Origin of the sequence: Polynucleobacter sp., from assembly GCF_030693775.1 — a bacterium.
Taxonomy (GTDB): Bacteria; Pseudomonadota; Gammaproteobacteria; order Burkholderiales; family Burkholderiaceae; genus Polynucleobacter.
Genome location: NZ_JAUXZY010000004.1, coordinates 874,555 through 888,885, shown reverse-complemented (window position 1 = coordinate 888,885; position 14,331 = coordinate 874,555). Strand labels below are relative to the sequence as shown.

At 51.0% G+C, this 14,331-nt stretch carries 12 protein-coding genes, 1 other RNA gene and 1 pseudogene; 3 read left to right on the top strand and 11 right to left on the bottom strand.

What is annotated here, in order from left to right; all coding sequences use genetic code 11:
- Positions 1-11: 11 nt before the first annotated feature.
- The 10 genes and pseudogenes from Q8M75_RS07320 to dnaX all read right to left on the bottom strand — a co-directional run bounded on the left by Q8M75_RS07320 (position 12) and on the right by dnaX (position 12,472).
- Positions 12-842, bottom strand: a complete 831-nt coding sequence (locus Q8M75_RS07320) for a peptidoglycan DD-metalloendopeptidase family protein (RefSeq protein ID WP_305487892.1) — start codon at positions 840-842, stop codon at positions 12-14.
- Positions 839-1,462, bottom strand: a pseudogene (locus Q8M75_RS07315) (protein-L-isoaspartate(D-aspartate) O-methyltransferase); the annotation flags it as partial. The pseudogene Q8M75_RS07315 and the gene Q8M75_RS07320, both read right to left, overlap by 4 nt.
- Positions 1,463-1,494: 32 nt before the next feature.
- Positions 1,495-2,316, bottom strand: a complete 822-nt coding sequence (gene surE, locus Q8M75_RS07310) for a 5'/3'-nucleotidase SurE (RefSeq protein ID WP_305487889.1) — start codon at positions 2,314-2,316, stop codon at positions 1,495-1,497.
- Positions 2,317-2,322: 6 nt separating this feature from the next.
- Positions 2,323-5,406, bottom strand: coding sequence for an efflux RND transporter permease subunit (locus Q8M75_RS07305; RefSeq protein WP_305487887.1), 3,084 nt, complete (start codon positions 5,404-5,406; stop codon positions 2,323-2,325).
- 26 nt (positions 5,407-5,432) lie between these two features.
- Positions 5,433-6,692 (bottom strand): efflux RND transporter periplasmic adaptor subunit, encoded by a 1,260-nt coding sequence (locus Q8M75_RS07300; protein ID WP_305487885.1) that lies wholly within the window; start codon positions 6,690-6,692, stop codon positions 5,433-5,435.
- A 9-nt stretch (positions 6,693-6,701) separates the two neighbouring features.
- Positions 6,702-8,117, bottom strand: a complete 1,416-nt coding sequence (locus Q8M75_RS07295; RefSeq protein WP_305487883.1) for a TolC family protein — start codon at positions 8,115-8,117, stop codon at positions 6,702-6,704.
- A gap of 145 nt (positions 8,118-8,262) precedes the next feature.
- The gene (locus Q8M75_RS07290; RefSeq protein WP_305487881.1) at positions 8,263-9,651 is read right to left on the bottom strand and encodes a carbohydrate porin; all 1,389 of its coding nucleotides are present in this window, start codon (positions 9,649-9,651) and stop codon (positions 8,263-8,265) included.
- 101 nt (positions 9,652-9,752) lie between these two features.
- Positions 9,753-10,376, bottom strand: a complete 624-nt coding sequence (gene recR / locus Q8M75_RS07285; protein ID WP_305487879.1) for a recombination mediator RecR — start codon at positions 10,374-10,376, stop codon at positions 9,753-9,755.
- Positions 10,376-10,699: a YbaB/EbfC family nucleoid-associated protein gene (locus tag Q8M75_RS07280; protein WP_305487876.1), complete on the bottom strand. Its 324-nt coding sequence runs from the start codon at positions 10,697-10,699 to the stop codon at positions 10,376-10,378. The genes recR and Q8M75_RS07280 overlap by 1 nt, the downstream gene beginning before the upstream one ends.
- 66 nt (positions 10,700-10,765) lie before the next feature.
- The gene (gene dnaX / locus Q8M75_RS07275) at positions 10,766-12,472 is read right to left on the bottom strand and encodes a DNA polymerase III subunit gamma/tau (protein ID WP_305487874.1); all 1,707 of its coding nucleotides are present in this window, start codon (positions 12,470-12,472) and stop codon (positions 10,766-10,768) included.
- Between the two features lie 33 nt (positions 12,473-12,505).
- Here dnaX and ffs point away from each other — a divergent pair.
- An RNA gene (ffs, locus tag Q8M75_RS07270) (signal recognition particle sRNA small type) lies at positions 12,506-12,603 on the top strand.
- 63 nt (positions 12,604-12,666) lie between these two features.
- Here the strand turns inward: ffs and Q8M75_RS07265 are convergent.
- Positions 12,667-12,804, bottom strand: a complete 138-nt coding sequence (locus Q8M75_RS07265) for a hypothetical protein (RefSeq protein ID WP_305487872.1) — start codon at positions 12,802-12,804, stop codon at positions 12,667-12,669.
- Positions 12,805-12,996: 192 nt separating this feature from the next.
- On the opposite strand from Q8M75_RS07265, the gene Q8M75_RS07260 reads away from it, so the two are divergent.
- Positions 12,997-13,377, top strand: coding sequence for an HIT family protein (locus Q8M75_RS07260; protein ID WP_305487870.1), 381 nt, complete (start codon positions 12,997-12,999; stop codon positions 13,375-13,377).
- The gene (locus Q8M75_RS07255; protein WP_305488225.1) at positions 13,374-14,309 is read left to right on the top strand and encodes an HNH endonuclease; all 936 of its coding nucleotides are present in this window, start codon (positions 13,374-13,376) and stop codon (positions 14,307-14,309) included. The genes Q8M75_RS07260 and Q8M75_RS07255 overlap by 4 nt, the downstream gene beginning before the upstream one ends.
- Positions 14,310-14,331 lie beyond the last annotated feature (22 nt).

Genomic DNA, 14,331 nt, shown 5'->3' with positions numbered 1-14,331 from the left:
GCCGCCTTAGGTTACTGCAGGAAGGGCAGCGGATCGACGGGCTTGCCATTCACGCGAAGCTCAAAATGCAGGCGCACAGAATTGGCATCGGTGTCGCCCATTTCTGCGATCTTCTGACCTTTGCGAACCGTATCGCCCTCTTTCACTAATAAATTACGATTGTGGGCATAGGCGGTAAGGTAAGTATTGTCATGCTTGACGATCACTAAATTACCGTAACCGCGCAGGCTGTTGCCGGCATACACTACGCGGCCATCGCCCGCAGCCTGAATCGGATCACCCAATTTGCCGGCGATATCAATACCCTTGTTCTTGCCATCAATGAAATCCTCTACCACCTTGCCTTTGGCTGGCCACGACAAACGAATACCGGGCGGCGGCGCATCGGGCTTGACCGCCTCTAATTTGGGTTCTGGAGCAGGCTCTGCCATACGCTGATCTGCCATTTTCGGTGGTGTTGCTGCGGTAGCGGCAGATGTCAAGGGCTTGACGGTCATCTTGCCAGCCGGTGGGCGCACCAGCAACAACTGATCGACCTCAATTAGGTTGGGATCAGTGAGGTTATTCCAGCGCACGATATCGCGATAAGACTGCCCTTGATCCAGCGCGATCCGCAATACGGTATCACCCCGTTTCACACGGTAATACCCGGGCGGGGTTGGTACGGTTGCAGTGGATGTTGGGGCATCAATACGCGAACGATCCACTACGGTAGCCGGTGTGGTGCGCGGCGTAGAGCAAGCAGAAAGAGCGGCAACTGCAGCAGTAAGTAGCAGCAAAACCCGAATGGATGGGGTTTGACTGGAGAGGCGGTTCATGTGCGATAAGGAGCTTGTGTTCATACTACCCCTGATTGTAAAGGCACAAAAAAGACCTCGTCTAGGGCTGTACGCTGGTAGCGGTGGGAGCTCACCCGCTCAATCAGGAGCAATTGCTGCTCTTTTGCATTGCGCGCCACCGGGGCAACCAAACGGCCGCCAATGGCGAGCTGATCTAGCAAGGCATCCGGAATACCTAAACCAGCGGCGGCCAAAATAATCGAGTCAAACGGAGCGGCTTGGGGAAGCCCCAAAATGCCATCCCCATAAATCAGTCGGAGGTTTTTAATCCGAAATGGCCTTAAATTATCGCGGGCTAAATCATGCAATGGCCGAATACGTTCAATGGAATACACCTCATCGGCTAGCAGACTCAATACGGCGGCTTGGTATCCGCAACCCGTGCCGATCTCTAAGACTTTATTCAGCGGCTGTTTGGATTTATGCAGGACCTCAATCATGCGCGCCACCACCGATGGCTTCGAGATGGTTTGCTGATGCCCAATTGGTAAGGCGGAATCCTCGTAAGCTTGGGGATGCAGACCTGCATCCATAAAAGCGTGGCGTGGCACTGTTGCAATGGCATCTAAGGTTTTGGCATGCTTCACGCCAGCCATCGCTACCTTCGTAGCAAGCGCCTGCCGGTGCCCGGCAAACCGATCAGCAGTTGCCGACTTCAATCGCGGTTCCAACCGTCTGCAGCCATCGCTTTTTGCTGAGCGTGGTGAGTAAGATCCAGCTGCATTGGCGTAATCGATATACAGCCCTCATTGATCGCATGAAAATCCGTACCAGAAGAAGCATCCTTCGCATCGCCCGCTGCGCCAATCCAGTAAATCTTGTCGCCGCGTGGATTGTTTTGCACAACGACGGGCTGTGAGTGGTGGCGATTACCTAAGCGCGTGACGCGCCAGCGTTTGAGTTCTTCGTAGGGACGATTCGGAATATTGACGTTCAGTAAAGAAGCAATGCCATCGGCCTGCTGGGGGTGTTTTGGCATGGGGTGGGACAGCATTTGCTTGACAATGTCGTGCGCTGCTTGCGCTGCATCGTCAATACGGGCCCAGCCTCGATCGGTTTGCGAGAACGCAATCCCCGGAACGCCAAACATCACACCTTCAATCGCTGCGGCAACCGTACCCGAATAGAGTACGTCTTCGCCCAGGTTCTCACCTTGATTAATGCCAGATACGACTAAGTCAGGGCGATGGTCTAAATAACCCGTCATGGCAATGTGTACGCAATCGGTTGGTGTGCCATTAATAAAGACAAAGCCATCGCGCTCTCCGCCAGCAATCCGGTGAATCGACAGCGGACGCGACAGCGTTAAAGAATTGGAGGCACCGCTGTGGTTTTGCTCTGGGGCGATTACCGTAATGCGGCCCAAGGGGCGAATAGCATTGACTAAAGCCAATAAGCCGGGCGCTAAATAGCCATCGTCATTGGAGATCAGAATGTGGGGCAAAGCCGTGTCGCCGGAAGGAAAAGAAGTAGCCATACCGCATCATACCGAGACTTTGACGGGGGCTGGCAGACTCCGGCAACGGAACCAGCCGTAAATGACCGGTAGCACCAGTAGGGTCAGAATGGTGGTGGTTACCATGCCGCCCACAATCACGAGGGCCAAGGGGCGCTGCGCCTCGGAGCCAATGGAGGTCGAGAGCGCGGCGGGCAGCAATCCAAAGCCCGAGAGCATGGCAGTCATCAATACGGGTCTGACACGCAAAGCGGCGCCCTCCACCATCGAATCCTTCATGGCGCCATGTTCATTGGCTACGGTTTTATTGATAAAGGAGATGAGGATCACCCCGTCCTGAATAGCAATACCAAAGAGCGATAAAAAGCCAAAGAATGCAGAAATGCTGAGGGTCTCGCCCGCCAAGTGCAGTGCGATTACCCCGCCTATCGCAGCAAAGGGTACGTTGATCATGACAATCACCGCATCCCGGAAATTACCAAAGGCACTCACGAGTAGTAGGAAGATCCCAAGCAATGCTAAGGGCACGATCACCATCAGCTTACTCTGCGCCTGTTTCATTTGATTAAATTGGCCATCCCAGCTGATCGAGTAATTTGCTGGCAATACGACATTTTGTTCAACTAAGAATTGAGCATCCTCAACTGCACTACCCAAGTCGCGTCCGCGCACACTGAATTTAATCGCAATGTAGCGCTTACCGGCTTCGCGGTAGATAAAGAAAGGCCCATCACTGAGTTCAATTTTGGCCACCATCGAAAGGGGTATTCTTTTTCCGCCAGGGGCATCAACCAATAGTTGCGATATGTCGGATACATCATTGCGACTCGCTTCACTGAGGCGTACGGCAATACCAAAGGTCTTTTCGTCTTCCAATAAGTTCGTGATTGCAGCGCCGCCAATGGCGTTCGCAACCACCGTCTGAATATCGCTGACATTAATGCCATACCGCGCTGCTCGCTCACGATCAATCTGAATGTTCAGTGTGGGCTGGCCTAATTCCTTAAGAATGCCTTCGTCGGCTACGCCGCGGACGTGTTTAATCTGCTCCAGTACTTCTTTGGCTTTAGCATCGAGCACTTCTAAATCGGCGCCGTAGATTTTGACCGAATTCTCGCCCTTCACACCGGAGAGCGCCTCATTGACGTTGTCCTGAATGTATTGTGAAAAACTGTAATTGGCACCCGGGATTTGATTTAGAACGCCTTCCAGCTTCTGAATCAATTGTTTCTTACTGCTTCCCTTTGGGAGCTTATCGGGTGATTTGAGATAAAGACCAAACTCGATATTAAATACCCCAGTAGAGTCGGTGCCGTCATCGGGTCGACCAATTTGTACCGCGACCTTTTCGATTTCAGGCTGTTTAATGAAGTTCTCGCGCAATTGGTTGGCGACCTTAATCGAGTAGTCGAGGTCAACCGTGTTGGGGAGCGTGACCCGTAACCAAATGTTATTTTCTTCAAGGGTGGGTAAAAAAGCGGTGCCTAAACGGGTTACGCTGAGCAGCGTGAGTCCGAGAATAAAGACCGCGACTGCCACAATCGTTCTGGGGCGATCCATCCAGCGGCGGAGCAAAGGCTTATAGCCCTCAATCAAACGAGTGATAAAACTCGGTGGCTTGTGCCCCATGGTCTCGCCAAATATCAAGGAGATCATGGCCGGCAAAAAGGTCAGGCTCAAAATCACCGCAGCAATTAAGGCAAAGCCCATCGTAAAGGCCATGGGCTTGAAGATGATGCCCTCGACTCCGCCCATAAAGAACAGCGGCGAGTAGGCCACAATAATGATGCCCGTCGAATAGATCATTGCCCGCTGCACTTCACTCGTTGCCAGGATGATGCTTTGGTTTAAGCGCTTACCGCCCTTCTCCAAATGCCGCATCACATTCTCCGTCAAAATGACGGCAGCATCCACAATCACACCAAAGTCGATGGCCCCCAAGGAGATGAGATTGGCAGGTACGCTCCAAATGTGCATCTGAATAAAGGCCACGCACAGTGCCAATGGAATCACCGCAGCCACCACCGCAGCGGCGCGCAGATTTCCCAAAAAGATATAGAGAATGGCAAGAACTAAGGTGATACCAAAAAACAAGGTGTGTTTCACCGTGCCGACGGTAATGTCGAGCAATACCTGGCGATCATAAAAAGGCCGCACTTCAATGCCGGGCGGCAGAATTTGCTTATTAATGTTATTAACGGTCTCACGTACTCGCGCTAATACTTCGGTGGCGTTTTCGCCGCGGCGCAAATAAATGATGCCTTCGACGGAATCTGGGTTCTCATTGAACTGAAATAAACCTAGGCGCGGCGCATTACCAATTTGAACTGTGGCCACATCACCTACCCGAACTGGAACGCCATTGTTGGTGGTGATGACAACTTGCTTAATGTCGTCGATGTTCTTCAGCAAGCCCACACCACGCACCACAAACTGCTGCTCGCCACTGGGCAATAAGCCGCCACCCATATTGCTATTGGAACTGGTAATGGCGGCTATCAACTGGGCAATGGAAATGCCCTTCGATTGCAGGCTCTCTGGCGTCACAATCACTTGGTATTGGCGTACCTTGCCACCAAAAGAGGAGACATCCGCAACGCCACGGGTTTGCTTTAGTTCTTTATAGATCTCGTAGTTTTGCAGTGTTTTGAGTTCAGCCGAAGATGCGTAGTCGGAGTGCACCTCGTAGCGCATGATCTCTCCAGTCGCATCCGAGTCTGGACTAATACTGGAGACAACGCCAGCGGGTAAATTGGCGTTGGCTAAATTAGCAATGAAGGTTTGGCGGGCTTTAAACGGATCGGCGGTGTCATTGAACTTCAGGGTGACAACCGATAAGCCAAAGAGCGAGACTGAGCGAAAGGCCTGCAACCCCGGAATACCAGCCAAGGCATTTTCAACCGGAATGGTGACTTGCTGCTCGACCTCAGTCGTACTTCTGCCCGGCCACTGCGAAATGGCTTGAATCGTTAAAGGGGCAACACCAGGGTATGGCTGTATGGGTAATTTACTCAGACTATTCATGCCGAGACCCAAGAGCACGATGGAGCCCACGATCACCAAGACGCGTTTTTCTAAAACGCCCCGAATGAAGGAAGTAAATTGGCTCATTTAGTGTTCTAACCTAGTCTTCTAACTTAGTCTTCTAACTTAGCAAAGCGATCGTTGAGTAAGACTGCACCATCCGTCAGCACCATTAAGCCAGCGCCCAGGCCGTCCGTAATAGCAAAACGTTTGCCGTCTAAGTCATAGCCTTTGACCGGAAGCCGGCGAAAGGTATCGGGCGCTACCCGCACAATCGCGTAGCGCATCTCACGTATACGCACAATCGCCGATTGCGGCACCACCACAGCAAGACCTTTGCCAACCAAAAGCTTGGCTGACATAAACATATCGGGGCGCAGCAAACCGTCGTCGTTATTGACGTCGGCACGAATCAGCAATGCCCGCGTCTCTGGATCAACGCTGGGAGCAACGTAATTGGTTTGGGCAATAAACTCGCGATCGGGATACGCTTCGGTTTTTAGAATGAGTTGCTGGCCACTCGATAACAGACGGATGTCTTTTTCAAATACATTGCCCAAAAACCACAAGGCCTTTGGATCAGCCAGACTAGCAAGCACATCGCCGCTATTTACAAAAGCGCCCGGTTCGGTATTGCGCTTGATCACAACCCCCTGAATGGGTGAGCGAATCAGCAAATTCGCCTGCGTTTTTTGATTAGTGCCGAGCTGCGCGATCTCCTGATCCGATACGCCGATATTGCGCAGGCGATTGGACGCTGCATCTTGGGTCATTTTGGCGTCCTGCATCAGATCGCCCATGGCCTGATTTTTTCCGAGAATGCTCGCTGTTTTACTCGCCAGCAAGTACTCTTGCTGGGCTGAATTAAATTCTGGGCTGTACATTTCTAAAATGGGCGAGCCTTGATTAACAGCGGCGCCATCAAAGGCAAAGATGCGCTCTACCCGTCCTGCTACCCGCGCGGATATCACTTTGGATTTTTCCGCATTAAAGGCAAGTCGCCCTGGCACTTTTATTTCAATCGGCACTTCGGTAGTTTTTGCTTCTTTAAAAACATAAATTTCAGGATTGAGGGTAACGCCGGGCAACTTGAGCTCTAAGGTGCCACTCTTTTCCACCTTCAATGTCTTGTCCGACTTATCAATTTGCACTGCGCGATTGATGTCTGTCAGCCGTCCGAGCACAATGCCCAGCGACAAAATCGCAAAGGCAAACGCAGCTAAGCGAATCCGTTGGCGCTGCTCGGGTGAGCGATTCCAATAGAGGTCGGCGAGGTTACCACGCAGATGCGCAAACTGCTGACCGAGCTTCTGCTGGAGCTGGCTTAACTGCTCTGCCACCTTTTTTGTTCCGGAGCGAAATTGATCTTTCAAGCGATATCCTTAAAACGGTTCTTTACCGGCGGCTGCCAATACAGTCGCCTGACTTTGGAGTAGCGCGCTTTGCGCTAACGCCAATTGAATTTCCAATAAACGCAATTGCGCTTGCGCTGTGAGTACATCATTAAATCCTTGGCCATTATTGGCATATTGGTTCAGTCCCACCTTGTACGCTGCATCGGCCTGCGGTACTTGGCGATCACGTAAAAACTGCACCTGATTTCTGGCCTGCTCGTAATTGGCGTATGCCGTATTGACGGCCAATACCACTTGTTGGCGACTAGCAATATTGCTGGCTTCGAGCGAGGCTTGATTACGCCTGGCTTGTTCTACCCCATACTTTTCTTTGGTAAAGAAATACAGTGGAATCACAATGTCCAGCTCGAACTGATAAAACAGAGTCCCGTTATTCGCAGCAAACGGGCCACGCGGAGTATAGGAAGATCCAATCACCTGAAAATCCGGCAAGTAAGCTTTCTTGGCTAGGCTGACTCCTTTTTTAGCAGCCTCCAGTTGTAAGGCAGAACTCTTTAAGAGTGGATGGCTGCTTTCCGCATAGTCTTCCAGCTCCAGCAAGCTGGGTACGGTATTCAAGGTGAGGCGCGCATCGCCCCGCAGCAGCAATTGCTCACGCGAATGGCGGCCAATTAAGGCGTTGATCCCCCTTAGCGCCACTTGCAACTGGCGATCAAGCGCAAACTGATCTGCTTCAGCCGCACTTTGTGCCACCTGAGCATTTAAAAACTCCACATAGGCTGCTGCATTATTGGCGTAACGGGCTTTGGCTACGTTCTTGATCATCTCCAACCGGGTGACTGATTCCCGTAACACCGTCAACTGCTTTTGCGATGCTAAGGCGCTGTAATACAAACTGGATAATTGCGCCCCCAATTGCAGGTAGGTCGATTCGCTTTGGGCCAAGAGGGCTTCTGCATTGGTATCGGCAATATCGGCAGCAAGGCTTTTCTTACCCGGAAACTGAAATGGCTGAGAAAAGGAGATGGCGTTGTTACTGCTAACCCCATTGGGGTATTGCGAATTGGGGACATTAGGTGGATTGGCTCCGCCTAGGGCAAATGGCGAGTTTGCAGGCATACCCGACCAAACCAATCCCACTTGTGGATTAGCGGGCGCCGCGATTTGCGGGACGGTGGCTTTGGCAGCAAAGTAGGACTCACGCAGCGCAGCGAGTTGCGGATTATTAAGCTTGAGCTCTGACCACAGCTGACGTAAATCGAGTTCAGTGGGCGCGGTTGCTTTGGCGCTGGGATTGATGCTGGGGCTAGCAGCAGAACTAGGGGCAATATTTTTTGCGGGGGCAACGGTCACCGACGCTTCTCGCGCAAGTGCTGGTGCCTGCGCATGCGAAACCGAAATAGCAGCGCAACAGAAAAGCACCCCTGCGAGAGGCAAGCGCATGCTTCTAAAATTTATTACCACAATCTTCAATTGCTGTCTTGCCCCCTATTACCCGATAAAAAATGGGTATTTGATTATAGGGGGTACGCCCTTCTTAAGAGGCTGAAAAGGGCAAAAATGGAGGGCTTGAGGACTGTATTACAGCCTAAATACTTACGTTAGCCCGAACGCCGATGATATTGACGGGGCCACGCGCTGCGTTATAGGCAGGATTGGCGATCCGCTGGTAGTTCAGGGAAATAAACAGCTCTTTATAGGCTTTAGCGCTGTAATAGGTTTCTAACACCTGTTCTGGCTTGTAACTGAGCTTGCCGTCGCCAATAAAGGTCGTCATACCGCCGTCTTGCAAATAGCTAATTTGCGCCGATGAAATGCCATTCACAGCAAAGCCAATCCCCAGGGTGTCGCCGGGTCTAGACCACGAGGCGCCCTTCACGCTCACCCCACCTGAAAGCGATTTGCTGATGTCCAGAGTCTGAGTTTCAGCGGCGCCGGGGTTCCAACTCCAACGACCAAAAATGCCAATGTCTTGACTGAGCGCTTGATCGAAATTAAGACCATAGCCCCAGGTATTCGTGGAGGCTTGCCGCACATTGGTGATATTCGGTGGATACGTGCTCGTTTGCTGCGCGCGATTCAGGGCATTTTGATACGTGCCCATAAAGGCGTGCTGCTGAAAGAACAATCCCCGCACGGCACCCGCCCGTCCATAGATCTCATGAGTACGCGTGAGTTCTACTTGATTGCTATAGTCTTTGGATAAGGTGTAATCGAGCTGGGCGGTATTCGGTACGGTTGGCAAGGCCAGACGGGCTGCCTTCAAAATGTAATTAGCCTGATACCACTCGGCTACGGCGCCGTAGGTGTATCCCTTGGTGTCCGCTGCATAGCCATAGGCGCCCATGGAAAAGATCGACGCATTCTGAAACTGCGTACGCGGATCATGGCTGTAGGCATTGTCATCAAAGTAATCCAGCGTAGCGATCTTGCCGTAGCTCAGAACCAATCGATTCTTATCCAAATTACCTGCTAATTGATTGGCTTCGCCCGCAATGTGTTCTTGACCACCGCCGAGGCCAATCGTTTGGCGCAGAAAAGCCCGGGCGGTATAAAAAACGGGTTGCGCATAGGCTCCTTTTTGCAGCTCGCCGTTATACACACCGCCGACTCCAGTCAGCTTCCCATCAAACGGCGCGCCTTGGAACATTTCGCCATTCCAATACACCTCGGCGCCTTGCCACAGTCTTGTGCCAACAAATGCAGTCGCGCTCAAGGAATAACTCTCGGCAGGACTGGCCGATTTATTCAATAAGCTATTTTGTCCAGAGTAAGGGGAATTAAAGTTATTGCGTTGCTGCAGCATGTAGGTCGCTTGCCCATGAATGCTCCAGCGTTCCGTCTCTCCCATCAGCGGGACCTTGCTATCCACTACAGGTTCACTGTCGACCGGCGCAATCGCAAAGGCACTGGTCCCTGCGCTAATACAGCAGCACAGAATCAGCCTGGCGTAAATGGGGCGGTTTAGAAAATACATGGGTGCAATCATTCAGGAATACCGCAACCCTAGCATAGGCATGTGGCGATTTAAAGAAATGCCACAAATACGAATAGATGTACTGAATTTACTAAATAAGACTAGCCGACCGTACGCCGATCCATGAGGGCCCGGGCTAAGGTGCCGGCATCAACATACTCTAGCTCACCCCCTACCGGTATGCCCCTGGCAATGCGAGTGACCTTGATGCCCTTGGATTTGAGAACTTCCCCAATGTAATGGGCAGTGGCCTCGCCTTCGCTCGTGAAGTTCGTTGCCAATACGACTTCGCGCACCGCAAGACCGGTATCGGGGTTCTCAATGCGCGCCAAGAGCCGATCAAAATGAATTTCCGTGGGGCCCATACCGTCGAGCGGCGAGATGCGGCCCATCAGTACAAAGTAATTGCCTTTGAAGCTGAGTGTCTGCTCGACCATCACTTGGTCGGCGGGGGTCTCCACGATGCAGAGCATCGAAGGATCGCGCCTGCCATCCGAACACGTAGAACAAATCGCTGTTTCGGAAAAGGTATTGCAGCGGCTGCAGTGCCCTACTTTTTCAACTGCTTCACCCAAAGACTGGGCGAGCAATGCAGCGCCATTGCGATCGTGTTGCAGCAAATAAAAAGCCATCCGCTGCGCCGACTTCGGTCCTACTCCAGGCAGAACGCGCAGCGCTTCAACTAAGCGCTGCAACGCATCCTGGGGAACATCGTTTCGTGCCATTAAAACGGTAACTTAAAACCAGGGGGCATAGGCATACCAGCCGTAGCGCCCGACATCAGTTTTTCACTGGCAGCTTCCACTTGCTTGAATGCATCAGCGTAGGCTACGACCATCAGGTCTTCCAGCATCTCGCGGTCTTCCATTGCGCCTTCAGCAATTTGCACGCGCTTAAGTTCGTACTTGCCCGATACCGTCACCTGAATGAGGCCATTACCAGCTTGGCCAGTCACTTCCATACTAGCCAGCTCAGCTTGCGCCCGCTTCATGTTTTCTTGCATCTGCTGGGCTTGCTTCATGAGGCCAGCAATATTGCCTTTCATCATTTTGTGTTCCCTCTATTCAATATGTATAAATTAATTTGGCTTAATTTGGGTTTTGGTAGATTTAGTTTAGGCAGGTCTTACGGAGCCGCTCACGACCTTGGCACCAAACTCGCGCTCGAGTTGCTGCACAAATGGATCGGCTGCAATCCGCTCTTCGGCATTTTGGCGTTTCTCTTGCTGTACTTGCGCATCGATTTTGGCTACGGTCTTTTCAACAGCGCCTTCCACTACTTCGATCTGCACTTTTTTTCCGTAATGAACGCTCAGCGCTTCACTTAAGCGGCCAACGCAATCGGCACTAGCTAACTGCGGCAAGCTTGTAATCACCGTTGCCTTAACCCCTTGCGCTGAATCCACCCAGTCTTGCAATTCTGTTTGATGGGCGAGTTGCTGTACTAAACCACGCACCGGCAAGGCGCGCATCAGGCTATGCCAATCCGGACGGTCGCTAGTCGACGCGGTTGCGGGGGATGCTGCCGATGTTGCTGCCGATGTTGTTGATTTCGGCGCTGGTGCTGATGTTGCTGCCGATGTTATTGATTTAGGCGCAGCTGCAGATGCAGGAGCCGCTGAAGGTGCTGCTGAAGCCGGCTTGGCTGCTGCTGGCTTGGTAGCAGTGGAAGCTGCACCATTGCTTACGCTACCTGCACTTTGACTGGGTCCTGAACCTGCACTGCCCGGCCGAAAGGCCAGCATGCGCAGAAGTGCCATCGAGAAACCGGTTTGCTCATCCGGAGCGAGCGATAAATCAGGACGGCTGGTAATGGCGATTTGATAGAAGAGCTGGGCTTCTTCTTTGCTAAAGACCGTTGCTAAGCGGCGTATTTCCGCTGCTTCGGGCCAATCATCTAGAACGGATTCCGGGACAACTTGGGCGCTTGCTATCTTTTGTATGAGGCTGGCTAAATCTTGTAGTGCTAAAGAGAAAGACATGCTGCGCTCGCCCATCTCTTGCGCAACGGCTACAAGAGCAGCGCCATTCTTATTGGCCAATGCATCGAGTACCTGAATTAAATAGGCATCATCGAGCGTGCCCAGCATATTGCGTACCGATGCTTGGGTTACGGTGCCGGCTGCGTAGGCAATCGCTTGATCGGTAAGGGAGAGTGCATCGCGCATCGAGCCTTGGGCTGCTTTTGCTAATACGCGCAGTGCACCGATTTCGGATTCGACTTTTTCAGCGGCCAGGACGGTTTGCAGGTGCTCTACGATTAATGGCACTGGCATTTGCTTGAGGTTGAACTGCAAGCAACGCGACAATATGGTGACTGGTATTTTTTGTGGATCGGTGGTCGCCAGTATGAACTTCACATGCTCAGGCGGTTCTTCTAAGGTCTTGAGCATGGCATTAAAGGCATGGTTGGTCAGCATGTGCACTTCGTCAATCATGTAGACCTTATAACGACCATTGCTGGGGGCGTAGGACGCCTTCTCTAATAGCTGGGCCATCTCATCGACGCCGCGGTTACTGGCGGCATCCATTTCAATATAGTCAACGTAGCGCCCGGCATCGATTTCCAGGCAAGCGGCACATTTGCCGCAGGGCTGGGAGGTCATTTGGCCTTGGCCATCGGGTCCGATGCAATTAAGCGCTTTTGCCAGAATGCGGGCGATAGTGGTTTTACCCACCCCCCTTGTTCCAGTAAAGAGCCATGCGTGGTGTAGGCGTCCTTGATCCAGGGCGTGGGTCAAGGCCTTGACAACGTGGTCTTGGCCCAAGAGTTCAGGGAAGGTTTTGGGGCGCCACGAACGGGCCAGTGCCAATGTTGTCATGCGTCTATTCTAACAAGGGCTAAAATGATTGTGGACGGGCCTCCTCGCATGGTGGCTTGGCAACCTGGTCAGGTCGGGAACGAAGCAGCCAAACCCAAGTACTGCCAGTGCCGGGGGTTTGGCTCGTCCACTTCCCCCTTGGTTCTACCCCCCCCTGCTAGCAGCTCCCTTTTTAGCTTTCAGCTCCCCTTAGCCTACCAGTTGAGGGATATCAGATAGCGATAGCCTATATAGAGCAGGATTAATCCTCCAAAGACGGCGACGGTGCGGATATCCAGCATGAGCTTAAATAGGCGTAATCGTTTGTGGCCACACTCAATCATTACGTACATCGCTGCCTCCCTTGGTCATAAAGCGTTCAGCTTAGAGAGATGCAAGGCATAAAAACAGGGGAAAAGGATTATTTAGGTGTAGGAAATGGATGAGTTTCGGTAGGATAAGACTGGGCGCTCATGCTGTGAGCCATTTATTTGGAATAGTATATAAATTCCATAAATGACAAGCAGCCATTCAGTAGCTATTTGATGACTAAGCCCTGCCCGTTTTGTACCCTGCCCCAAGAGCGCATCATTGACTCCAATGATTTGGCTCTTGTGATTCGAGATGGCTACCCAGTTTCACCTGGACACACCCTGATCATTCCGAAACAACACATTGGATCTTGGTTTGAAATCACCCCTGAAGAGCAAAGCGCGATGCTTAATCTTTTAGAGAGAGCCAAAGCAGTATTAGAAGAGGAATTTAAGCCCGACGGCTACAACATTGGTATTAATGATGGGCCTATAGCAGGACAAACCGTACCTCACCTTCATATACACCTTATTCCTCGTTACAAGGGAGATTTAGAAGATCCCAAAGGTGGTGTGCGGTGGATTATTCCGGGTAAGGCAAAGTATTGGGAATGATTGTCCTCAATAAATACATAGAGCAATTTAAAGATATCAAGGTTCATGTACGTGAAGGAAGGCGATCGCCGCATAAAATTTGCATGCTCCTGGCGATGCTTGACCTTGCCAATGCAGGCGGACTAAAGGTAAATAAAATTTATTTTGCACCGACTCTACTGGAGAGGTATCTTTCTTACTTTCTTAGCACAAAAGCAAATAAAGATAAGCCAAATCCACAATACCCATTCGTATACCTATCTGGAAATTTAAATAATGGGGAGCCAAGTTTTTGGCATTTAAAAAAAATTGACACAACTATTCCGATGAAAAGTGGATCGGAATTTAATTACATAAAAGAAAATGTTGAATATGCATATTTGAATGATGATCTTTTCGCGCTAATTCAGCAGTCAAAAAGCATCAAGGCTTTAGAAGCGGCATTATCAGACTTTTGGTTTGATAGGACGGATGAAGATTTGCATTCAATTGTAGAAAAAAATAATCGAATTAGCCAATACGAAAATGCAATTCGACAAGGGGCTACCACCAAATCTTCACGCAACCCATCCGAATTCATTCGAAATCCAGCATTTAGAAAAGTAATTATAGAAATTTATGACTATCGCTGCGCTGCAACTGGTTCTCGAATTATTCTTCCCAGCGGAGAAGCGCTTGTCGAAGCCGCACACATCCATCCCTTTTCCGTTGCAGGCGATGATGACCCAAGAAATGGGCTGGCTTTAACACCAAATATGCATTGGGCAATGGATAAAAACATCATAAGCCCCGGCCCAGATAAAAAATGGCATGTGAGCAAGTCAATTGATCGACGCATACCTGATTTACAGATCTTCACAAGCCTAGAGGGATTGCCGTTAATACTCCCAAAAGAATCTACATACGAACCAAAGATAGAGTCATTAGAATGGAGACTTAGTAAGCTTAGGTAGACTTTAAATAATCAAAAATTAA